Raw genomic sequence first — 23,012 nt, 5'->3', positions numbered from 1 at the left:
ACCCTATTCATTAATAATGATTTCCACAGAGTTATGACGGTTTCGTTGATTAAAAAACCTCGTTGTTTTTATTTACACGTAATTTCAAGTTTATGAATCTATTAATTATGCTGAGGCTATCCCTCATTAAAGTAAAAGTAGAGGCTTATTATGAAATATAAACAACTTTTAGCTCTCGTTGCTCTCACAATGACAACTGTCCCGGTTTACGCAACCTCTGTAGACTTGGATTTCTCTAATCATATTGAGGCCACTAATTTAAGTAACAGCTTTGGACCGTCTTATGATGGCCCTGTTATGCACTTTCTCAATGTGGGTACTCATGATGGAAAGATCATTGATGCTAAGATTAGCAGCCGAATAATTGGGGACGCGACGTTTCGATACCACACTCCAAATTACAAAGATAACGGTGCTGGACAGCCCTCTGGTGATATAGGTTTTCTTTATCAAACCAACTCTCCTGGGCCTGCTGGTCTTATTTATACCTTTGAATTTTATGATGGAACTGACGGTTTATCAGGCACCTTCTCTATTCCCTACACGGTCCCTGAGTTCGATATGATCGGTTACGATATTGATGGTGAGCCGGTACAATCAGAGCAAGTTCGTGTGTTCAAAAATGAAGGCTTTTACAGCTATCAAACCGGCTCAGCAGGAGCAAGCCTAACCGCAGAAGAAAGCTCTGACGGCCTATCCGTGTTATTCACCGGCCCAGGAACCAATTACAGTGAAACGGACACATCAGGCGCCGTTAAATTTACATACAAAAACACCTCTATTGTGACACTCCAATTTGAAACCGTTACCGCAGCGAACAGTCCTTTACCAAACCCCATTTTCTCTGCGTTTGACGGTAACTGGGATTTAAGTGGTTTCACAACCCCAATAGAAAGCTCTGACGAATCTGATTTCGGTGATGCACCTGATAGCTACGGTACATTGCAAGCAAGCAATGGTGCCGAACATGCCATCTCACCTACGCTTTATCTAGGTTCTACTATTGATGCAGATACCGATGGACAACCAAGCATTGCCTCAAATGGTGACGATCTCGATATTAGTGGTAACGATGACGACGGTATTACGGTATTAACAAGCTTAGAAAGAGGTCTTGATTCTTTGCTTAATATTAACGTTACCGGCAGTGGTTATCTGCAAGGTTGGGCCGACTGGGATATGAATGGCAGCTTTGAGGACAGTGAACAAATAATAACAAACAGTCCGGTGGTTAATGGACAACAAGTGATCCCAATACGTGTCGGTGACAACGCGGTTATTGGCTCAGTCCAAACTCGATTCCGTTTATCGAGCAATCCCAATATACCGAACTCTGGATACGTGGGTGATGGCGAGGTCGAAGACTATGTCTTTAATGTTACCGATCCCGGCACAACGATTCAACATTCTGGCTACTACACTGCCGCTTTCGAAGATAACTGGCCAGAAGTTGGGGATTTCGATCTCAACGATGTCGTCACTTACTATCGTACAACCATCATAAGCAAAGATGGGGACGTATTACGATTTGATCTCACCGGTAGCATTACTGCCTATGGTGCATCTTATGGTAATGGATTAGGTTGGAAATTGGATGGTTTCGCTGAATCAGATATAAACCTTTCACTATCTAGAGTAGAAAAAAACGGCGTTACTCGACCAAATATTTCGCCATTCACTGGTGAAGACAAGGCAGTCCCTTCTCCTTCAGGAGACCTTATCGTTGTGGCTTCTTTGAATCTACGCGATGATATTATCATTAATGAGGAATGTAAGTTCCATCGTACCAATCCATCATGCAGTGCATCGTTAGAGTCAGAACAAATGACGTTCAGTATCTCTCTTCCTTTTAATAGTGGCTCTGAACCAAGCGTAGTCTCATTAACCCCACTTGGTGCTGCAGACCCATTCATTTTTGGAGCAGGTCAAGGCTTGTACCATGGTGATAGTTTTTCTAGTCCTCCGGGCAAAGAGCTAGAGATCCATACCGCAGATTTCCCGCCAACGACCAGAGGTACTTTGGTTGAAGGGTTCTACGGTATCGCTCAAGACGATTCAGATGCAGCAAGTACTAAGTACTACCGTACGACTGAAAATATACCATGGGGGATCGTAATTGCATCACCTTGGAATCATCCTTCAGAATACATTGATATTAGTCATGCGTATCCAGACTTCGCCGAATGGGTAACTTCAGGAGGTGTCTCTAAACCAACTTGGTACCTTAACCCAGAATCTAACAAAACTTGGTCAACTGCTGACTAACAAGGAGGATTTATGAAAAATATCAATTTATTACTAAGCATTGTCACTCTTACGTTTCTTTCAGCTTGTGATAGCGGAGGTGACGGCGGCAGTAGCGGTAGTTCAACACCGGGGTCTACTCCCTCAAACGTGAGTGCAATACCTGAAACACAAGTTGGGGTAAGTACTAGTGAATTGTCGGCTCCTGAAGGTTTTTCTTTCTCAACGGAACGAGAAGTCAGTTTTAACCTCTCTGTTGCTAGCTCTCAAAGTGATAGAGGATTCATGTCTATTTATACGGAATTTAACGAAGGCATTGTAGACCACACCTCTCAGATTATTCTGACTCCGATGAATGATACAACAGAGTTCACGACGAATGTGATGCTACCAAACCACGTAGATAAAATCTGGGTAGAAGTTTGGTACCCTTCAGCACTAGGAAATGAGATTAAAACATCAGTAGACATTGTTGATAATACAGTCAACGCCATTCTATAAATGAATATTTAGAACGTTAATGTTTCTTTCTATTCCTTAAATAAAAAACGCCAAGTAGATCATTTCTACTTGGCGTTTTAATATTTATTTAATTACTTAATTATTTCTTTTTTGCTTGGTCTCTTTTCCACTTCCCTTCCCAATACGTTGCGCCTTTAATCCCTAATTTAACAGGGTTAAACGTGTAGGTCGTCACCCCTCGTCGTTGCTGATCTTCATAATCTTTCAACGCTTTTAGTGCAGGTTTAGACATAAAGAAGATAATCAAAATACCAATGATATTCAGCCATGCCATTAAACCTACGCCAATATCCCCCATTGCCCACGCCATATTGGCAGTTTTAATCGTGCCATAGAAGACCGCAGACATAATCACCAATTTCAGGATAAACATCATGCCATCAACCTTAACGGTACGACGAATGTAAGCGATGTTGGTTTCTGCAATGTAGTAATAAGCAAGAATCGTTGTAAAAGCAAAGAAGAACAGCGCAAATGCAATGAAGATTTTACCAATACCCGGTAACGTACTTTCAATCGCGAGTTGGGTAAACATAGGGCCATTTGCCCCAATCGTCTCAGAAATATTCTGTACTAAGAAAACACCTTCGCCACTGCCCTGAACATTATAAGTTCCCGTAATTAGAATCATAAATGCTGTTGCAGAACACACTAACAATGTATCAATGTAGATTGAAAACGATTGCACTAGCCCTTGCTGAGCAGGATGTTCAACACTTGCAGCGGCTGCCGCATGAGGACCGGTACCCTGACCGGCTTCATTAGAATAAACACCACGCTTAACACCCCAACCAATTGCGGCACCAAAGCCTGCCATTGGGGTAAATGCATCACCAATAATCATACTGAAAATGGCTGGCACTTCGCTGATATTAAGAAGGATGATAACAAACGCTAAAATAATATAAGCCAATGCCATGAATGGCACGACAATTTGAGTGAAATGCGCGATACGCTTAACACCACCAAAAATGATGAAACCAAGAATCACTGAGATAACCGCACCAGTGAAAATTTTCGCAAAACTGAACACGCCAATACCCGTGTCAATCATACCACCCGTACCAAATGCAGTTTCAACCGCATTACCGATACTGTTTGATTGCACACCCGGAAGTAACACACCACACGCAAAAATCGTCGCGATAGCAAATATCCATGCATACCACTTTTGACCCATTGCTTTTTCAATATAGTACGCTGGACCACCACGGAATTGACCTTCATCTTCTTCTTTATAGATTTGAGCAAGAGTGGATTCTGCATACGCGGTTGCTGCTCCTAAAAAGGCCACTACCCACATCCAGAATATAGCACCTGGGCCACCAAAACCGATCGCCGCAGCAACCCCTGCGATATTCCCCGTACCAACACGACCAGATAATGAAACGGCTAATGCTTGGAATGAACTGATCCCTTTACTTGATTCTTTGTTCGATACCAACAAACGACACATCTCTTTAAAATGTCGAACTTGAACGAATCGAGTTTGAATGGAATAAAACAATCCAGACCCCAAACACAGGTAAATCAAGACCGGGCTCCAGATGATGCTATTAAGAAAATCAACGATACCTTGCATATAAAATCCTTTTCAGTTTATGAATATGGTTTAATATTTAACCAAACCATACCCTAATGCGTAACAATAAGTTAACAAGAAAAGAGTCTTAGACACAAAAATGTGAATTAAAGCACTAAATAACGAAAAAGATAAACTAAACGAATAGATAAAACTAAGAAGATATGAATTGGTGATTATTTACACTACCAAAACAGGGTTTGGATGATATTTAGTCAATATTAGGCAGGTTAGTTACTAAAAATAGAGCTTACGAAGAGAAAAGCCTAGAACTGTGTTATTTCTAGGCCTATTCAATTAAACGATTTTTACGCCCGCAGGCATCAAACGTTCTGGCGTTAATAACACGCTTTCTGATTCATCTTCTGTTTCTGCACACAACAACATGCATTCTGAAGTTTCTCCACGCATTTTCGCCTTTGCCAAGTTACACAATACAACCACTTGCTTACCCATTAATTCTTCTTCTGTATAATAAGGAACGAGGCTAGTGACGGTTTGTAAACTCTGTTCTCCGACATCAATTTGAACAATATAAAGTTTGTCCGCGTTATCATGACGCTTTACGTCTGTAATTTTACCGACACGAATATCCAGTTTTGCGAAATCACCGTATGCAATTGTTTCCATTTTACTTTATCCTTAGCTTAACTGAGTGGTAACGTTTACATTAATCAGTAATAATCAATTGAGCAAGAAAACAACATTAAATATTTACTAAAACTTTAACTTGATCAAACTACAGGTATAAATAACGATTATGGCAACCATTAAAGATGTCGCAAAGGAAGCCGGTGTGTCAGTTGCCACCGTCTCTCGAGTCGTAAATAAATCACCAAAAGCAAGCAAAGCCGCCATTGCATCAGTCAGTTTAGCAATGAAAAAACTCGGCTATCGCCCAAACGCGAATGCCCGCGCCTTAGTCAGTAAAAGTACCAATACCATTGGTGTTATGGTCGGTGACGTATCTGATCCATTTTTTGGTTCCATGATCAAAGCGATAGATAATGTAGCTCAAGATCATCAAAAACATTTATTAATTGGTAATGGCTACCACGATGCCACCACAGAAAAAGAAGCCCTTGAACTGCTTATTAATAACCGCTGTGAGTCTCTTGTTATTCATTCCAAAGGATTAAGCAACCAAGAGCTGATCCAGTTTGCAGAAGAAGTCCCAGGTTTGGTGATCATTAATCGCCATATCCCTGAAATTACAAACCGATGTATTGCCCTTGATAATCAACATGGCTCATTCGTAGCCACAGAATATTTATTGTCTCAAGGTCATGAACATATCGCATACATCAATTCAGAACACGACATTGACGATTCACATCACCGAAAAGCAGGGTATTTACAAGCATTAAACGCACGTAACATCACGCTCAATCATGACTACATTACAGAAGCTCAGCCAAGTGATGAAGGGGGAGAACAAGCTATGGCGGAGCTGTTAACACGTAATCTGCCAATAACTGCGGTGGTTTGTTATAACGATTACATGGCAGCAGGAGCATTATCTACCTTAGAGAAACAGCATATTTCCGTACCCAATGACATCTCTTTAATGGGCTTTGATAACGGCTTAATCGCGAAATACCTTCATCCAAAACTGACTACAATTCACTACCCTATTCAGGCGATGGCAGAAACAGCAGTAAAACTCTCACTTGCCTTAGCAAAAGGAAACTCAAGGGAAACCCAAGGTCAAACTTTTGAAGCAACGTTAGTTGAGCGTCTGTCTGTAAAAAAACGCTAACAAAAAGGCCAAGCATGATGATGCTTGGCCTTTTGTTTATATGAGGAATATGTTAACTCTGCTAAGTATATGCCTCTAATTTCTCTAAAATAAGCTCTTTCTTAAACGGTTTTGCGACATAATCATCCATTCCTGACTGATAACATTTATCGATATCTTCCACAAATACACTCGCGGTTAAGGCAATAATCGGCAATCGTTTTTGGCTCTGTTGCTGCTCCCACTCTCGAATCGCTTCTGTCGCCGCAAATCCATCCATGATAGGCATCATGCAATCCATCAGTATCAAAGAATAGGATGTCGTTTGTGCCTTAATCATATCTACCGCTTCTTTACCATCATTGGCAAGATCAACACGGAAGCCTTCTTTTTTCAGTAACAACGACGCCACTTTTTGGTTAATTAAGTTATCTTCTACAACAAGTATGATTTTTTGCTCTACAACGTTGCTTTGCTCTGCCACTAAATCAATCGAAGACGCATCTTCTATCTGCCCTTCTTCACTTTCTTGCTGTTTAAGTTTCGCCGTTTTTAATGCTTGGGTCATGACTTTACTAAATCGCTTACCAAGCAAAGGATACATGACTAACCCATCAATCGAATGATTGAAGTCGACCTTTTCATCTTCTTGTTTTCTACAAATAACTAAGACCGGACGACGATGCATCTCGTTCATTTTCTTCACATCATCAAGCGTTGGCGTAAGCGCGTGTTGGCAATACATAACCACATCGTAGCGAGCCGCTTGTGTTTCGATATCATCATTACTTGCGGCTATCGTCGTTAGTAATCCTAATTTCGTGCATTCTCTATTTAACTGAGACGCATAATTTTTATTATTACCCACAATTAAGCACGTAGTTCCACTGCATTCATTCAATTTTTCAGTGGTCGATTCAACCACCTCAACATCAAGCATAAAATAGAATTTACTGCCGAATCCTTTTTCTGAATCCAACTTAATTTCACCGCCTAATAGCTCAACCAATTGACGACAAATAGCTAACCCTAGTCCTGTACCGCCAAATTGACGAGTGATAGAACTGTCTTCTTGAATGAAAGGTTCAAACACTTGTTTTAATTTGTCTTTACTAATACCAATGCCCGTATCTTTTACAGAGAACAATAAGGCCCCACGAGAGTTTCCACGTTCTTCATAATTAATAGAGAGAATTACCGCCCCATTTTTCGTGAATTTAACCGCGTTAGACATGAGATTCATCAGAACCTGACGTAATCGATGTTCATCTAACATCACCAATTCAGGAAGGTTTTGTGCCAACTCAATTTGCAGGGAAAGCCCTTTATCTGACGCTTTACCTAATACTACGGTTAACGTGTCGTAAGCCACTTCTGCTACATTAGACTCTTGTGGAACAAGCACAAGATTGCCGGATTCTATTTTAGATAAATCAAGAATATCGTTAATTAATAACAGTAAAGTTTGCGAAGATGTATCAATGGTATGCAAATACTCTGTTTGAACTGGATTCAAATCCGTATCCGCTAAAATATCAGACATACCGATAATGCCATTTAACGGCGTTCGTATTTCATGAGACATATTCGCTAAGAAAGAACTTTTCGCTTTGGTTGAGGATTCCGCTTTGACTTTCTCTATTTCAAGGAATTCTGTTTTCTTATTAAAAGATGAAATCAAATGACCAATTTCATCTTTAGAAGTGTAATCAATATTAATATGTTCTTTCGAACCCGTTTCATTAATTTGATTTGAGATTAAAATAATAGGATTAATCAGACCGCGGTTAATTACATAATAACCAATAATCACACACAGCAATAAGATCGGCACAATACTCAGTTCAACTCGAATAATTTGAGCAAACACTTCATCGGCAACAGTGTGATAAGAATTTACAACCTGTATTTTCCAATTAAGCTCATTCATCATGTGCTTAACAATGTACATATTCTCTTGTATGTTGAATTTATACTCTGCGATAGTCGTATCGTCATTATGAATGATAATACCTAGCTCATGCTTTTCAGCTTGAGATTCAATAACACCAATTAAGCCTTTTAATGAAATATCAATCGTCGCAACACCCGCAAATTTACCGTCATCGAAATAGGGCTGAGAAGCGGTGATCATCTTTTGCTTAGTAAATGGGTCGATATAAACTTCTGACCAAGAAAACTCAATATTGCGGCTATTTTCATGAGCGACTGACGTGTACCAAGATTCGTTTTGATAAGGAGAAGCACTAGGAGTGTTGTAATCATTAATTAACGTAACCTTGCCATCATCGCTTCGTGAGAAGAATACACTAGCTAAACGCTGAGAAGGAATGAGTGTGTTGGGTTCAGGCCATATACCACCGCTAATGATAATGTCATCACTTTCTTTAAACACTGAGGAGACCATGTTTTGAATGATATTGGGGGAATACCCACTAACCGCCACACCAACCAAGGCATGCATCGTCGAAATAGAGTGATTTAAGGGGTCTTCTATTTCTCTAGCCAGTAACTGCGTTCTTAAATCAAGGTTATTTTCTAGATTCTGGCGGATCGGCGGTTCGACAACGTAGTAAGTAATACTACCGATAATCGCAATTAAAAAACAAACATAACAACCCAATGCAAGAATGCTTTTCTTCTTTAGTGACATATCTTTACTCATAAAAAATCCAGCACCTAGTTTATCTGTATAGTTATTAACTATAATCAGCATAGGCATTTTGTCATAAAAAAGCATGTCTAATTATGATCTAAGCCTCATTAATTTTTTGATCGAAAAATCCCTAGCAAAGTAATAGCTAGGGAAGATGACGAATAAGTGATAATTTTATTACACAATAAACTGGTAACGAGTCTCGTGCTGATACGTTTCACTAGGAAATAAAAGGGCACTTGGTTGCGGCCATTCAGGGTGATTAAGCACATCGGGTAAAAACTGCGTTTCCAATGCTACCCCTGAGTAATCTTGGTATTCCCCACCTACTCGATTCGGGGTTCCTGCTAGCCAATTTCCTGTATACAATTGCATTGCAGGCTTTGTCGTCAATACATGCAGAGTAACTAAGCTATCTGGAGACGTTAAGCTTGCGGCACACTCCCCTTTTGCACAGGTTTTATCAAGCACAAATGAGTGATCGTAACCTTTGGCTTTTTCTTGATCTTTATCGAGCATGAAATCTTGGGAGATCACTTTTGGATCAGTAAAATCAAAATTGGTATCTTTTACTTTTTTCCATAACCCTTTTGGTATGCCAACGTCTGTTGTTGGAACATACTCACTGGCATTGATACTTAAGATATGATCAAGAGCGAGATATTCACTGTCTGCACCAAGCAAATTAAAATACGCATGATTGGTTAAGTTAATCGGCGTTGATTTAGTGGTGCTGCCGTTATAACGGATCACAACTTCATTATCGTCAGTGAGCAGGTATTTTACGTTAACGGTTAATTCACCAGGAAACCCTTGATCGCCATCGGGAGATACTAGGTTAAATTCAACACTATTCGGGGTTTCTTCAATCACTGACCAACGTCGTTGATTAAAGCCTTCTGTACCACCATGAAGTGTATTACCTGCTTGATTTGTATCTACTTGGTATTTAGTTCCATCAATTTTAAACTTACCATTAGCGATTCGATTCGCATAGCGACCAACGGTAACGCCCATGTAACTTTGTTGTTTATCAAAATCAGCCATTGATGATTGACCAAGCAATACTTCGCGTAGTTGACCTTTTACTGGCACTTTGCAGCTTAACCACGTTGCGCCAACATCCATAAACACGGCACGCATTCCGTTTTTATTTTTAAGTTCGAATAACTGAGCAAGGCGACCATCTCTGGCCGCCTCCTGTGTCATGGTTTCGAACAATGTTGATTGTTCTGTCATGTTTTGTCCTTTAGTGTTTTTCAACCAGACCTGCGCCATTTTTTGCTTGGCACACATAAATAGATTCTTTTAAGCCAGTTGCCGATTCGTACAATTCTTCAACTGCCGCTTTTACGTCATTAACCAATGTTGGTGGCACTAAAGCAACAATACAGCCACCAAAACCACCACCTGTCATGCGAACGCCGCCATTCTCACCAATCACGTTTTTCACGATATCGACTAAAGCGTCAACTTCTTTTACGGTGATTTCAAAATCATCACGCATAGAGGCATGGGATTCTGCCATCAATACAGCCATGCGTTTCATATCACCTGACGCTAACACTTTTGCGGCCTCTTCGGTGCGATCATTTTCAGTAATGACATGACGCGCACGTTTTGCGACCATTTCATCCAACTCATGCGCTTTGGCATTAAACATGTCAATCGACACATCACGCAGGGCTTTTACACCAAAAATACGGGCTGCTTCTTCACACTGCTCACGGCGGGTGTTGTATTCTGAATCAACCAAGCCACGTTTTTTGTTTGAGTTAATAATAACCACTGACATGTTTTCTGGCATTGCTACCGCTGTTGTTTCTAATGAGCGACAATCCAGTAACATCGCGTGATTTTCGTTACCTTCTGCTGAAACCATCTGATCCATAATGCCGCAGTTACAACCCACAAATTCGTTCTCGGCTTGCTGACCATTTAGGGCAATTTCTGCTTGGCTAATGTTTAAGTTATATAGCTCTTTAAACGTTTGACCGATAACCACTTCTAACGCGGCTGATGAACTAAGACCAGCACCTTGAGGAACATTTCCTGATACTGAAATGTCTGCGCCTTTGAATTCAAAACCACGCCCAATTAAGCATTTAACTACGCCACGAATGTAGTTCGCCCACATTTTGTTTTCTTGAAAGGTAATCTCTTGAGTGATATCAAACTCGTCGGTTTCATTACCGTAATCAACCGACACGACACGAACGATGTTGTCATCACGTTTTGCTGCTGCCACTACCGTTTGATAATTAATCGCACAAGGTAATACGAAACCGTCGTTATAATCGGTGTGCTCACCAATTAAGTTCACACGACCCGGCGCTTGAATAATGTGTGTTGGTGCATAAGAAAGTACTAAATTGAATGCGTCTTTTACGTTTTGAATTAGGTTTGTCATAATCTTGTTCTCAAATTGTGTAGGGAATTCTATTTTTAGGTTTCAGGTCGGTCGCAAGCGCCCTGCTCTAGTCCCTAATCCTTATAATGCACATCGCTCACATCACGCAGTTTTTGTGCGGCTTGCTCTGCGGTTAAATCACGTTGGCTTTCGGCTAACATTTCGTAGCCCACCATAAATTTACGAACCGATGCAGAGCGAAGCAGTGGCGGATAAAACAGTGCATGTAATTGCCAGTGTTCAATATCAGTGCCTTCTTCAAAGAAAGGCGCGTAATGCCAACCCATTGAATATGGGAATGAACACTGGAATAGATTGTCATAACGACTGGTTAGTTTTTTAATCGCCAACGCCAAGTCATCACGTTGTTCATCTGTTAACTCACTCATACGACGAATGTGTGTTTTTGGTAATAGCATGGTTTCAAATGGCCATGCAGCCCAATAAGGAACCACCGCTATCCAGTGTTCTGTTTCTACAACCGTACGCTCGCCATCGTTTAATTCTGATTCAACATAATCAACCAATAGATTTGAGCCGTGTTCTTGATAATATTCTTTTAAGTGTTTTTCTTTGCGCTCAATTTCGTTGGGTAAAAAGCTGTTTGCCCATACTTGGCCGTGTGGGTGCGGTTGAGAGCAACCCATTGTCTCACCTTTGTTTTCAAACGCTTGAACCCAAACGTACTCTTTACCTAGCTCTTCAATTTGGTCATTCCACGTTTCAATCACATTACGAATTTGACCAACTGGCAGCTCTGGTAAGGTTTTGCTGTGATCTGGCGAAAAACAAATCACACGACTTAACCCACGAACGCCCTCAGTTCTAAATAAGGGATTTGTTGACTTTGGCGCTTCTGGTGAATCCGTCATCAGTGCAGCAAAATCATTACTGAATACGTAAGTGCCTTTGTAATCAGGATTCGTATCACCTGAAATACGATCATTGGTTGGGCATAAGAAACAGCCTTTATCGTATTGCGGTAACTCAGCCGTTGATGGTTTTTCATCTTGACCACTCCACGGACGTTTAGCTCGGTGCGGTGAGACTAAAATCCACTGTCCCGTTAATGGGTTATAACGGCGATGCGGATGATCTACTGGGTTAAATTCAACATTTGACATGATTTTCATACTCAATTCTTTAAAAGTGATTAGCTAATTCAAGGAAGGGCTATCTTATAATTCTCCTTCCTGAAACCTTGGCTCTCTCAATAACCCTTTGGATTATTTGACTGCCAGCGCCATGTATCTGCGCTCATTTCCATGACGTTTCGAGTCGCTTTCCAGCCTAATTCTTTCTCTGCTTTTTCTGTGCTTGCCCAACACTCTGCAATGTCACCCGCACGACGAGGACACAACGTATAAGGAACTGGTTTACCCGATGCTTGTGCAAACGCCTCAACCATTTCTAAAACACTTGACCCTTTACCCGTACCTAAGTTGTAAATATGAAGCCCTGATTTTTCACCCACGGTTTTTAGTGCGGCAATGTGTCCGTCCGCCAAATCCATCACATGAATATAATCACGAACGCCTGTGCCATCTGGGGTTGGGTAATCATTACCAAATACAGATAGTGATTCACGACGACCAACAGCCACTTGTGCAATAAATGGCATTAAGTTATTTGGAATGCCTTGCGGATCTTCACCCATAGTGCCTGATGGATGTGCGCCTACTGGATTGAAATAGCGAAGTAAGGTAATGCTCCAATCGTTCTCTGCATCAAACAAATCTGAAAAACACTCTTCAACCATGTATTTACTGCGACCATAAGGATTGGTTGTTGCCCCTGTTGGAGAGTTCTCTGTAATAGGCACAATCGCAGGGTCGCCATAAACCGTTGCAGATGAGCTAAATACAATACTTTTCACATTCGCTTTTCGCATTGAGCGAACCAACACCAATGAGCCATTAACATTGTTGTCATAATACTCTAGAGGTTTTGCAACAGACTCACCCACGGCTTTTAAACCGGCAAAGTGAATAACCGATGAAATAGTATGCTCTGCAAAAATACCATCAAGAACAGCTTCATCACGAATGTCACCTTGGTAAAAGACAGGACGAACTTGAGTTAACTCTTCAATACGATCAAGCACCGCCACTTTGCTGTTTCCTAAGTTATCAAGAATAATCGGCTCAATGCCAGCTTCGATCATTTGGATACAGGTATGGCTGCCGATGTAGCCCATTCCGCCGGTTACTAATACTTTCATGGTTAAACCTTCCTACTGAATTTTAGTAAAGTTTATCAGCGAATTTAAAACAATATCGTGATCACTTTCAAAAAATGTAAACGTTTACACTGAATCGTAAATAATAGCGAAAATACAAAAAAATAGTCATTTACTTCCTAGGTTTAAAATAAAAATCATATGTAACAATTTGTGACATTTATCACCACAGCTCAAATTGTAAACGTTTACAATCCAGATCCAAACGAAAATAACAAATGGTAGGTTTAATGCTATGTCTCATGTAGAAAATGGATTAGGTGCTGTAGATATCATTGTTTTTGCTCTCTATGTAGCAATCATCATTGGTGTGGGACTCTGGGTTTCCAGAGATAAAAAAGGCACTAAAAAAAGTACTGAGGATTATTTCCTCGCAGGAAAATCTCTGCCTTGGTGGGCAGTAGGCTCGTCACTAATTGCAGCCAATATTTCAGCAGAACAGTTTATTGGTATGTCAGGGTCAGGTTTCTCGATTGGTTTAGCGATTGCTTCGTATGAATGGATGGCAGCAATTACTTTAATTATTGTTGGTAAATACTTTTTGCCTATATTTATTGATAAAGGTATCTATACCATTCCAGAGTTTGTTGAAAAACGCTTTAACAAAAACTTAAAAACCATTTTGGCTATATTCTGGATTGGCTTGTATGTCTTTGTAAACTTAACCTCTGTTTTATACTTGGGCGGACTTGCCTTACAAACAATCCTTGGTATTCCACTAATGTATTCCATTATCGGGTTAGCGGTTTTTGCATTAGCTTATTCAATTTACGGTGGCTTATCTGCCGTAGTTTGGACGGATGTCATCCAAGTATTCTTCCTTATTCTAGGCGGACTGCTAACTACCTATATGGCAGTTGACTTTATTGGTGGCGATGATGGTTGGCTCAGTGGATTGTCTAAAATGGCAGCGGCAGCACCTGAACACTTTGAGATGATTCTAGACCAAAGTAATCCTCAATATATAAATTTACCGGGTATCGCAGTTCTCATTGGTGGTTTATGGGTAGCAAACTTGTATTACTGGGGCTTCAACCAATACATAATTCAACGAACCTTAGCTGCGAAATCAATTGCTGAAGCACAAAAAGGCATTATATTTGCCGCTTTCTTAAAGCTAATTGTACCTTTCCTTGTTGTTGTTCCAGGCATTGCCGCCTATGTCATCACTACTTCACCAGAGCTTATGTCCCAACTTGGAAATATAGCAACGGTTAACGTTCCCTCTCTTGCTCATGCAGATAAAGCCTACCCTTGGCTAACTCAATTCCTACCTGCTGGCTTTAAAGGTATCGTATTTGCAGCGCTAGCTGCTGCCATTGTTTCATCGTTGGCTTCAATGCTGAACTCAACTGCCACTATTTTCACTATGGATATTTACAAAGAATTTATTGGACCAAAAGCCGGTGATCATAAATTAGTAAATGTTGGCCGTATTTCTGCCGTTGTTGCATTGGTCATTGCTTGTTTAATAGCACCACTGCTAAGCAATCTTGGTCAAGCATTCCAATATATTCAAGAATACACAGGTTTAGTTAGCCCAGGTATCTTAGCTGTGTTCTTACTTGGCCTATTTTGGAAAAAAACCAACAGTAAAGGTGCAGTTATTGGTGTGATTGTATCTATCCCATTTGCGCTATTCTTGAAGTTTATGCCGTTGAATATGCCTTTCATGGACCAAATGCTTTACACGCTACTGTTTACAATGGCAGTGATCGCATTTACCAGTTTGAGCTCTTCTGAAAATGATGATGACCCTAAAGCTATCGCATTAGATTCTTCAATGTTTACCACTGAGCGCAGCTTTAATATTGCAGCCTATGTAGTTGTGATTATTCTTGCAGTGCTGTATTCAGTATTCTGGTAATCTTCTCTAGCCTCATCGTGTGATGAGGCTATTCATAGTAATCATCTGAACCTTGTAATTACTATGAATAGCCTTCAATACTTGGTTAAAATAAAGTGTAATTAACAATCATAATGAATAAATAAGAAGGTGTAACCACTATGAATAATGAACTCCTCCCTAACATTGTTTCCTTCTTACAAACAATTTATCCTTTTAACTTATTGCCTTCCACTGCGCTCAATGACATCGCTCAAACTGTCGATATATTATTACTTGGTCCTGAAGAAACCATCACAAATGACGATAATTCTACCTATCTTTATATTATTCGAACGGGCGTTATGCAGCAGAATAACCTTGATGGAACACTACGAGCCAAATTAGGGGAAGAAGATATTTTTGGTTTTAACCTACAACAAAATGACTCAGAATTTGGCTACTCTATTTTTGCTTTAGAGAACACACTTCTTTATCGTTTTGATTACGCGTCATTGATGGCCTCTGTTGATGCCTATCCTCAGGTCACTTCATCTCTTGCTCTAAGTTTAAAAACACGCTTACGAGCACAAGATGCTAAACAAGACAGTGACCAACATACCCATCAAAACTATCTTCGTCCTAATAGTGATATTGCAGATCCTAAAATAGCTATCGTATTTCCAACGGATACGATTCAAGAAGTCGCCCATCAAATGCGCAATGTTATTGGGGTTTCTTGCGCGTTTATCGTGGATGAAAACAGAATTTTAATAGGAATGATTACTGATAAAGACATGACTAAGCGCGTTGTTGCTCAAGCCAAAAACGTGCATGAACCCATCAGTTCTATCATGACTAAAGATATCCATACTGTGTATGAAGATGAGCTAGTAATGAGTGCCGTTCATTTAATGATGAAGCACAATATTCAAAACATTCCTGTACTCAATAATCAAAAACAAGTCACAGGATTTATCACTCCGCAGCATTTAATTCAAAACGATAGCGTTCAATCTATTTTCTTACTTGATAAAATTCGTCACGCTGACTCGATTGCAGCTTTAATCGATTTATCTAAGCAGCGCAGTGCCGTATTTCAAAGCATGATGGGGAGTAACGCATCACCAACCATCATCGGACAAGTTCTGAGTATGATTTACGATGCCTTCACTTATCGATTAATCGAACTCGCGATCAAACAATTCGGTCAACCACCTTGTAAGTTTACTTGGATAGTTGCAGGCTCTCATGCTCGAAATGAAGTTCACTTAGCCTCAGATCAAGATAATGCAATCATCCTTGCAGACGATGCTACGGGATCTGATAGGATTTACTTCAATCACTTTGCAATGTACGTATGTAAAGCGCTTTCTGAATTAAATTACAGCTTATGTACTGGTCGCTTTATGGCAGCAACACCAAAATGGTGCCAAAAAGCGCACATCTGGCAGGAATATTATCGTAAATGGAGTACTAATCCTGAATACGATTTATTGCTTAATCTAAATGTATTTTTAGAAATTCGTCCGGTTTATGGTGATGACGACCTATTTGAGAACGTCGATGCTTGCCGTCATGAATTGGTAAGTAAAAATATGTCGCTCACTATCGCAATGCTTCGTAATACCTTGAGAACGCGTCCACCACTGGGGATATTTAAAAACTTGGTATTAGAAAAGGACGGCAATAATAATAAAGTATTAAATATCAAAAAAGCCGCTATTTCTTGCATGGTCGATTTCATTCGTATTCATTCATTAATGGAAGGAGGAACAGCACTAAACACGAGTGAGCGAATGGCGTTCTTGCATGAGAATAACGTGTTAAATGATGTCACTTACCAAGATCTCAGTGAAACCTATAATTACGTTAATCGCCTGAGATTTCAGCACCAATTACAAGCGATACAAAATGAAAAACCCATTGATAACCAATTGCAGCCAGATTTATTTGGTAGTTTTGAACGTCAGCATATAAAAGATGCGTTCCGTATTGTGTCAACCTTTCAAGAATTAATGAAAATGAAGTTTGGTGTGTAAAAATGTTAGACAACTCATTAGAGCGTAAAAACATAATTAACCATATGATGGATCTTTTTTCTAACCGCCACCCATTAACGCGTTTAGAAGAACAGAGACAAGCAATTGTTACCCAAGGTCCAACATTGCCTAACTACTTACACGTTTTACTTAAATCTCCTTATCCAAGCCCAAAAGAAGACAGTAATAACATGACCTTTACTGTCGTAGATTTTGAAACCTCAGGGCTTAACCCTGAAAGCGACCATATTGTCAGTATCGGCTGGGTTCATATTATTAAAAATACAATTAAACTTAGCAGTGCTCAACATTACATTATCAATGAACCAACAATAGAAAGCTCGCGGTCTGAACATCCAGAGGTAGATCATACCGCTCGTTCGTTGCATCACATACTACCTGAACAGCAAAAGACAGGTATATCAATTGAAAAGGCAATGGAATGGTTCTTTACCAGCCTTCCAAACAGTATTTTAATTGTTCATGGTGCCACAATAGAACAGCGTTTTTTAAAGCAATTTTTTCTGTCACACCAACTTCCAACCCTACCCATAATTTGGTTAGACACGTTGAGAATTGAGCAAAATACAATTCAGCATAATCGCTATCAAAGAGATTTCCGTTTATTCTCTCTTAGACGTCAATATAAACTGCCTAACTACCCTGCTCACCATGCCTTAGTCGATGCAATTGCGACGGCTGAACTTTTTTTAGCACAAAGAAAACGACTATTTAATCAAGCTATTGCTCCTATTGGGCTTTTATATCAAAAATCACAATAACCAAATTAAGTAGAATCGGTAATCTCAACCGTTACTTATAAACCTGAATCACTTTTCATGGCATGCTGACCCCTCGGCATGTCATTATTTTTAATCGCTTTCTTATTTAGAGCGTATTTCCATGCCAAGAACCGAAGCTACAATGAATAAAAGAATGAATATTATTGCCTTAACTTGGCCAATATTCATTGAAACACTACTTCGCACTGCCATTAATACCAGTGATGTTTTCATGCTATCTAGTTATTCTGATCACGCTGTTTCTGCGGTTGGGGTTATTTCTCAAATATCCTTTTTCCTAATCGTAGTCTCTAGCATGGTCAGCAGCGGCACTGGCATATTAATCTCTCAATACAATGGTGCAGGTCGTTATGACGACGTAGTCCATGTAGGCATTGCCAGTGTGTTTCTGGCTATTATTGTCGGGCTATTTCTCAGCTTGTTTGCCGTAGTCGGTGCTGAGTATTTGATCCCTCTGTATAATTTAGAAGCCCAAGTAGAACAGTACGCAACCGAATACTTACTGATTAGCGGGGCATTCACCTTCTCTATCACCATTGGTATTGTATTCTCGACAATTCTACGTAGCCACGGATACGCAAAATCCCCAATGGTCATTAACCTCATTGCTGGCGCGATTAATATCATCGGCAATTACTGTGCTTTGTACCAACCTTTTGGACTGCCTGTTTATGGCGTTGCTGGTGTTGCTATCTCAACCGTATTTAGTCAATGCATCGGCACCTTATTATTTTTAGTTGTGCTGCGAAAAAAAGAAATTACCTTACCATTAGTCCAGTATCGTGACGTACCAAAAGCAATATACAAAAAAATATTAACCATTGGTGCAATGAACTCAGGCGAAGTGCTTTCTTATAATATGGCGCAAATGGCGATTGTATTCTTTATCGTTCAAATGGGTACCGCGTCATTAACTGCCTTCACTTACGCACAGAATATTGCGCGTATTTCTTTTGCCTTTGCTCTTTCTATCGGCCAAGCCAGTCAAATTCAGACTGGCTATTTTGTCGGCAAAGGATGGATAGATGACATCACCTTGAAAGTACAAAAATACTTTGTCGTCAGCTTTATTGCCTCTTTACTGATAACGATCATGATTTATCTTTTCCGGTTCGAGATCATTGATGTATTTACCCAAGATCCTGAGGTTATTCTTTTGGTTGCAAGCTTAATTACAGGCTCAATACTGCTTGAGGCAGGCCGTGTATTTAATCTCATCTTTATTTCTGCCTTAAAAGCGACAGGAGACATTAAATTCCCTGTTCAGATGGGGATACTGAGTATGTGGGGCATCGGTGTTGTAATGAGTTATTTCTTAGGTATACATTGGGGTTATGGCGTATTAGGTGCCTGGCTTGCCGTTGCGATGGATGAGTGGTTTAGAGGATTGATTATGGCTTATCGCTGGCGAGCAAAAAAATGGATTAAATACACGCTATAGCAACAATATATTAATCAGTTAACTAAAAAGGAGACTAACTCAGCGGGTCTTCGATAACATACGATGACTTTGTCTCTCATATAATAAAAGTTTTACTAAATTCATGATAATTTTAGTATCGTAGTAAGTGCTAATTCAGTACTATGAGAAGTAATAGATTAAAAACGTTATGGCTGGAGGATGAATGGCAACGTTAAAGGAAATAGCCAACGAAGCTGGAGTTTCATTGGCGACAGTATCTCGTGTATTAAATGAAGATCCAACGCTAAGCGTAAAAGAAGAAACCAGACGACGTATTTTTGAAATTGCAGAAAAGCTAGAGTACAAGACCAGCAGCACCAGAAAACTAGCAGCCGCATTGCCAAAACAAGTACAAGAGAATCTTCACTTTTTAGCGCTTTATAATTATAAGCAAGAAACAGAAGTAAATGACCCCTACTACCTCGCTATACGTCATGGTATTGAAACCCAATGTGATAAATTTGATATCGCATTAACCAATAGCTATGAAAGTAATCTTGATATTAAAAACCATAACGTTGATGGTATTTTACTCGTTGGCCGCCAAAATAAAAAGCAGCTGAAAGAGATTCAAAAGATCTGCAATAATATTGTTTATATTGATTACACTGATCACGACCAAGAGTTTGATTCTGTTGATATTGATCTAACAAGGATCAGTAAAGAAGTGATCAACTACTTTATCAATCAAGGCTACGATCGCATTGGCTTTATTGGTGGGCAAGATGATATTGATTGCTCTGATATTCGAGAAGAAGTCTTTACTGAATACGGCCAATTAAAAGGCGTAGTATCTGAATCTGATTTATATCGTGGTGCATTTTCAAGCTCATCAGGCTATAAGCTTGCAAAAATCATGTTAGAAACCGATCACCCAAGTGCGTTATTTATTGCCTCAGATTCAATCGCTATTGGTGTGTTGCGTGCAATTCATGAGAAAGGCTTACGTATTCCTGAAGACATCGCGTTAATCAGTGTGAATGATATTCCGACAGCGAAGTTTACCTTCCCTTCTCTCTCTACCGTTCGCATTCATTCAGAATTAATGGGAAGCCAAGGCGTTAACTTATTGATAGAACGTCGCCGTGATGAACGAGTCATCCCAATCAGAGCGTATATTCCTAGTAAGTTACGTTTACGTGATACCACTAAAAAATAAATTACAAATACACTGATTCACTTTTATAAAAGCAGCGTTGATACGTTGCTTTTTTTACATCTAAATTTTAACGAATTACCCTACTCTTTTCTATTCCTGCACAATACCGCATCACTTCACACTTATTTTATCTATTTATTAATCAATTAAAGTTAATGAATTGTTTCTACAACTCAGATTAACGTTACCAAGCTCACAAAGCTCAGTTCATTATGTGACCAAGTTAAAAGTAAAACAATTTACCGATTTGTTTTACTAAAACTTTAGTTAATATCTTTTACCAGAGATTGATTTATTACCTATTTATAAGAACTATCGGCATCGACCGGGAGGCTACACGTGAACAATTGGGAAAACTTCTTCCGTTTAAATGAGAACCGCATGGCACCACGCGCTTACTTCTTCTCATACGACTCAGTTCAAACTGCAAAGACATTCCAACGTGAATTAAGCAGCCACTACCAACTATTAAGTGGCCAATGGACTTTCAACTTCTTCACTAACCCACTGCTTGTACCTGACGAGTTCTACTCTGATCACATGAGCGATTGGGGCAATATTACTGTTCCTAACATGTGGCAAATGGAAGGTCATGGCGATCTTCAATACACAGATGAAGGTTTTCCTTTCCCTATCGATGTTCCTTTTGTACCAAGTGATAATCCAACAGGCGCTTACCAACGTACATTCACTCTAGGCGAAACGTGGAACGACAAACAAACTATTATCAAATTTGATGGCGTAGAAACTTACTTTGAAGTGTACGTAAACGGTAACTACGTTGGTTTTAGTAAAGGCAGTCGTTTAACTGCTGAATTTGATATCTCTGAATTTGCACAACAAGGTGAAAACCTGCTTTCTGTTCGTGTAATGCAATGGGCTGATTCAACCTATATTGAAGACCAAGATATGTGGTGGACAGGCGGTATCTTCCGTGACGTTTACCTAGTTGGTAAAGAGCAAGTTCATGTTCAAGACATTACTATTCGCACTGATTTTGATGAAAACTATCAAAGTGCTACATTGTCTTGTAAAGCTGAATTAGAAAACCTAACAAACAGCTCAATCTCTAACTATTCACTTGAGTATGCACTGTTTGACGGTAAGACTGCCATTTCTGAAGGTTCTGTAAATTCGCTTTCTTTTGATGCGAACCATAGTGTCGATATCAAGATTGATATGGAAAACCCAACGCATTGGACGGCAGAAAATCCTTACCTATACCAATTGGTTCTGACTCTAAAAGATGAAAACGGTAAAACACTAGAAATCATCCCAAACCGCGTTGGTTTCCGCGACATTAAAGTGCGTGATGGCCTGTTCTACATCAACAACAAATACGTAATGCTGCATGGCGTAAACCGTCACGATAACGACCACTTAAAAGGTCGTGCTGTAGGTATGGATCGTGTTGAGAAAGACATCGTATTGATGAAGCAACACAACATTAACTCTGTACGTACTGCTCACTACCCTAACGATCCTCGTTTCTATGAACTGTGTGATGTATACGGCTTATTTGTTATGGGTGAAACCGATGTAGAAACACACGGCTTTGCTAACGTTGGAGATTTAAGCCGCATCACCAATGATCCTGCATGGGAACACGTATTTGTTGAACGTATTGAGCGCCATATTCACGCTCAAAAGAACCACGCATCAATCATCATGTGGTCACTGGGTAATGAATCGGGTTACGGCTGTAATATCAAATCAATGTACGATGCTGCAAAAGCGATTGATGACACACGCCTAGTTCATTACGAAGAAGACCGTGATGCAGAAGTGGTTGATATCATCAGTACTATGTACTCTCGTGCTCAACTAATGAATGCCTTTGGTGAGCACCCTCATAATAAACCACGCATCATTTGTGAATACGCACACGCAATGGGTAACGGCCCAGGTGGGTTAACTGAATACCAAAACGTGTTCTACAAGCATGACTCTATTCAAGGACATTATGTTTGGGAATGGTGTGATCACGGCATCCTAGCTAAAGATGAAAACGGCACTGAGTTCTTAAAATACGGTGGCGATTACGGCGATTATCCAAACAACTACAACTTCTGTATGGATGGCTTAGTTTACTCAGATCAAACTCCAGGTCCAGGCCTGAAAGAGTACAAACAAGTTATCGCGCCAGTTAAAATCCAAGCGAAAGACGCAGCAAACGGCATTTTCACGGTAGATAACAAACTGTGGTTCTCAAATCTTGATGACTACACCATTACCGCAGAGATCCGTGCTGAAGGCGAAACACTGCAAAGCACCACGCTTAAAGTAGAAGGTTTAGCTGAAAACTCAAGCCGTGATATTGAAATCGCACT

The 23,012-nt window shown here is 39.9% G+C and carries 16 protein-coding genes; 9 read left to right on the top strand and 7 right to left on the bottom strand.

Going from position 1 to position 23,012, the window contains the following annotated elements; translation table 11 throughout:
* Positions 1-150: 150 nt before the first annotated feature.
* Together AACV33_RS19540 and AACV33_RS19535 are read left to right on the top strand one after the other, a co-directional pair.
* Positions 151-2,265 (top strand): LruC domain-containing protein, encoded by a 2,115-nt coding sequence (locus tag AACV33_RS19540; RefSeq protein ID WP_182699551.1) that lies wholly within the window; start codon positions 151-153, stop codon positions 2,263-2,265.
* A 12-nt stretch (positions 2,266-2,277) separates the two neighbouring features.
* The gene (locus tag AACV33_RS19535) at positions 2,278-2,745 is read left to right on the top strand and encodes a hypothetical protein (protein ID WP_182699550.1); all 468 of its coding nucleotides are present in this window, start codon (positions 2,278-2,280) and stop codon (positions 2,743-2,745) included.
* Positions 2,746-2,845: 100 nt separating this feature from the next.
* Here the strand turns inward: AACV33_RS19535 and AACV33_RS19530 are convergent, their stop codons facing one another.
* Both AACV33_RS19530 and AACV33_RS19525 read right to left on the bottom strand, forming a co-directional pair.
* Positions 2,846-4,348, bottom strand: a complete 1,503-nt coding sequence (locus AACV33_RS19530) for an alanine/glycine:cation symporter family protein (protein ID WP_017021807.1) — start codon at positions 4,346-4,348, stop codon at positions 2,846-2,848.
* A 297-nt stretch (positions 4,349-4,645) separates the two neighbouring features.
* Positions 4,646-4,978 (bottom strand): tRNA-binding protein, encoded by a 333-nt coding sequence (locus AACV33_RS19525; RefSeq protein ID WP_012552240.1) that lies wholly within the window; start codon positions 4,976-4,978, stop codon positions 4,646-4,648.
* A 130-nt stretch (positions 4,979-5,108) separates the two neighbouring features.
* Here AACV33_RS19525 and AACV33_RS19520 point away from each other — a divergent pair, with 130 nt between their 5' ends.
* Positions 5,109-6,107: a substrate-binding domain-containing protein gene (locus AACV33_RS19520; protein ID WP_182699549.1), complete on the top strand. Its 999-nt coding sequence runs from the start codon at positions 5,109-5,111 to the stop codon at positions 6,105-6,107.
* Positions 6,108-6,168: 61 nt separating this feature from the next.
* On the opposite strand, the gene AACV33_RS19515 is transcribed toward AACV33_RS19520, so the two are convergent.
* From AACV33_RS19515 to galE, 5 genes are all read right to left on the bottom strand, one after another.
* Entirely contained in the window at positions 6,169-8,751 is a 2,583-nt protein-coding gene (locus AACV33_RS19515) for a sensor histidine kinase (protein ID WP_182699548.1), read from the bottom strand.
* Between the two features lie 168 nt (positions 8,752-8,919).
* Positions 8,920-9,981, bottom strand: coding sequence for a galactose-1-epimerase (gene galM / locus AACV33_RS19510; protein ID WP_182699547.1), 1,062 nt, complete (start codon positions 9,979-9,981; stop codon positions 8,920-8,922).
* Between the two features lie 10 nt (positions 9,982-9,991).
* On the bottom strand, positions 9,992-11,152 hold the full coding sequence (gene galK, locus AACV33_RS19505) for a galactokinase (RefSeq protein ID WP_182699546.1): 1,161 nt from the start codon (positions 11,150-11,152) through the stop codon (positions 9,992-9,994).
* Between the two features lie 74 nt (positions 11,153-11,226).
* Positions 11,227-12,276, bottom strand: a complete 1,050-nt coding sequence (locus AACV33_RS19500; RefSeq protein ID WP_182699575.1) for a UDP-glucose--hexose-1-phosphate uridylyltransferase — start codon at positions 12,274-12,276, stop codon at positions 11,227-11,229.
* A gap of 86 nt (positions 12,277-12,362) precedes the next feature.
* Entirely contained in the window at positions 12,363-13,373 is a 1,011-nt protein-coding gene (gene galE, locus AACV33_RS19495) for a UDP-glucose 4-epimerase GalE (RefSeq protein ID WP_182699545.1), read from the bottom strand.
* 253 nt (positions 13,374-13,626) lie between these two features.
* Here galE and AACV33_RS19490 point away from each other — a divergent pair, with 253 nt between their 5' ends.
* The 6 genes from AACV33_RS19490 to AACV33_RS19465 form a co-directional block, all read left to right on the top strand.
* Positions 13,627-15,258: a sodium/sugar symporter gene (locus AACV33_RS19490; RefSeq protein ID WP_182699544.1), complete on the top strand. Its 1,632-nt coding sequence runs from the start codon at positions 13,627-13,629 to the stop codon at positions 15,256-15,258.
* A 140-nt stretch (positions 15,259-15,398) separates the two neighbouring features.
* Entirely contained in the window at positions 15,399-17,258 is a 1,860-nt protein-coding gene (locus AACV33_RS19485) for a DUF294 nucleotidyltransferase-like domain-containing protein (protein ID WP_182699543.1), read from the top strand.
* Positions 17,259-17,260: 2 nt separating this feature from the next.
* Positions 17,261-18,040 (top strand): 3'-5' exonuclease, encoded by a 780-nt coding sequence (locus tag AACV33_RS19480; protein WP_182699542.1) that lies wholly within the window; start codon positions 17,261-17,263, stop codon positions 18,038-18,040.
* Positions 18,041-18,161: 121 nt separating this feature from the next.
* Positions 18,162-19,502, top strand: a complete 1,341-nt coding sequence (locus AACV33_RS19475; protein WP_182699541.1) for an MATE family efflux transporter — start codon at positions 18,162-18,164, stop codon at positions 19,500-19,502.
* A 184-nt stretch (positions 19,503-19,686) separates the two neighbouring features.
* On the top strand, positions 19,687-20,682 hold the full coding sequence (gene ebgR / locus AACV33_RS19470; RefSeq protein ID WP_182699540.1) for a transcriptional regulator EbgR: 996 nt from the start codon (positions 19,687-19,689) through the stop codon (positions 20,680-20,682).
* A gap of 339 nt (positions 20,683-21,021) precedes the next feature.
* Positions 21,022-23,012 (top strand): glycoside hydrolase family 2 TIM barrel-domain containing protein (locus tag AACV33_RS19465; protein WP_339379729.1); only part of this gene is annotated, 1,991 nt, incomplete at its 3' end.

Source organism: Aliivibrio sp. SR45-2 (genome assembly GCF_963890165.1).
GTDB classification, from domain to species: Bacteria; Pseudomonadota; Gammaproteobacteria; order Enterobacterales; family Vibrionaceae; genus Aliivibrio; species Aliivibrio salmonicida.
The sequence above is the reverse complement of the archived record's forward strand: the minus strand, read 5'-3'. Positions and strand labels throughout refer to the sequence as shown.

What these genes read in the sequence shown, in the direction of transcription:
- AACV33_RS19540 (WP_182699551.1), top strand. Translation starts at nt 151, where the DNA reads ATGAAATATAAACAACTTTTAGCTCTCGTTGCTCTCACAATGACAACT.
- AACV33_RS19535 (WP_182699550.1), top strand. Translation starts at nt 2,278, where the DNA reads ATGAAAAATATCAATTTATTACTAAGCATTGTCACTCTTACGTTTCTT.
- AACV33_RS19530 (WP_017021807.1), bottom strand. Translation starts at nt 4,348, where the DNA reads ATGCAAGGTATCGTTGATTTTCTTAATAGCATCATCTGGAGCCCGGTC.
- AACV33_RS19525 (WP_012552240.1), bottom strand. Translation starts at nt 4,978, where the DNA reads ATGGAAACAATTGCATACGGTGATTTCGCAAAACTGGATATTCGTGTC.
- AACV33_RS19520 (WP_182699549.1), top strand. Translation starts at nt 5,109, where the DNA reads ATGGCAACCATTAAAGATGTCGCAAAGGAAGCCGGTGTGTCAGTTGCC.
- AACV33_RS19515 (WP_182699548.1), bottom strand. Translation starts at nt 8,751, where the DNA reads ATGAGTAAAGATATGTCACTAAAGAAGAAAAGCATTCTTGCATTGGGT.
- galM (WP_182699547.1), bottom strand. Translation starts at nt 9,981, where the DNA reads ATGACAGAACAATCAACATTGTTCGAAACCATGACACAGGAGGCGGCC.
- galK (WP_182699546.1), bottom strand. Translation starts at nt 11,152, where the DNA reads ATGACAAACCTAATTCAAAACGTAAAAGACGCATTCAATTTAGTACTT.
- AACV33_RS19500 (WP_182699575.1), bottom strand. Translation starts at nt 12,276, where the DNA reads ATGTCAAATGTTGAATTTAACCCAGTAGATCATCCGCATCGCCGTTAT.
- galE (WP_182699545.1), bottom strand. Translation starts at nt 13,373, where the DNA reads ATGAAAGTATTAGTAACCGGCGGAATGGGCTACATCGGCAGCCATACC.
- AACV33_RS19490 (WP_182699544.1), top strand. Translation starts at nt 13,627, where the DNA reads ATGTCTCATGTAGAAAATGGATTAGGTGCTGTAGATATCATTGTTTTT.
- AACV33_RS19485 (WP_182699543.1), top strand. Translation starts at nt 15,399, where the DNA reads ATGAATAATGAACTCCTCCCTAACATTGTTTCCTTCTTACAAACAATT.
- AACV33_RS19480 (WP_182699542.1), top strand. Translation starts at nt 17,261, where the DNA reads ATGTTAGACAACTCATTAGAGCGTAAAAACATAATTAACCATATGATG.
- AACV33_RS19475 (WP_182699541.1), top strand. Translation starts at nt 18,162, where the DNA reads ATGCCAAGAACCGAAGCTACAATGAATAAAAGAATGAATATTATTGCC.
- ebgR (WP_182699540.1), top strand. Translation starts at nt 19,687, where the DNA reads ATGGCAACGTTAAAGGAAATAGCCAACGAAGCTGGAGTTTCATTGGCG.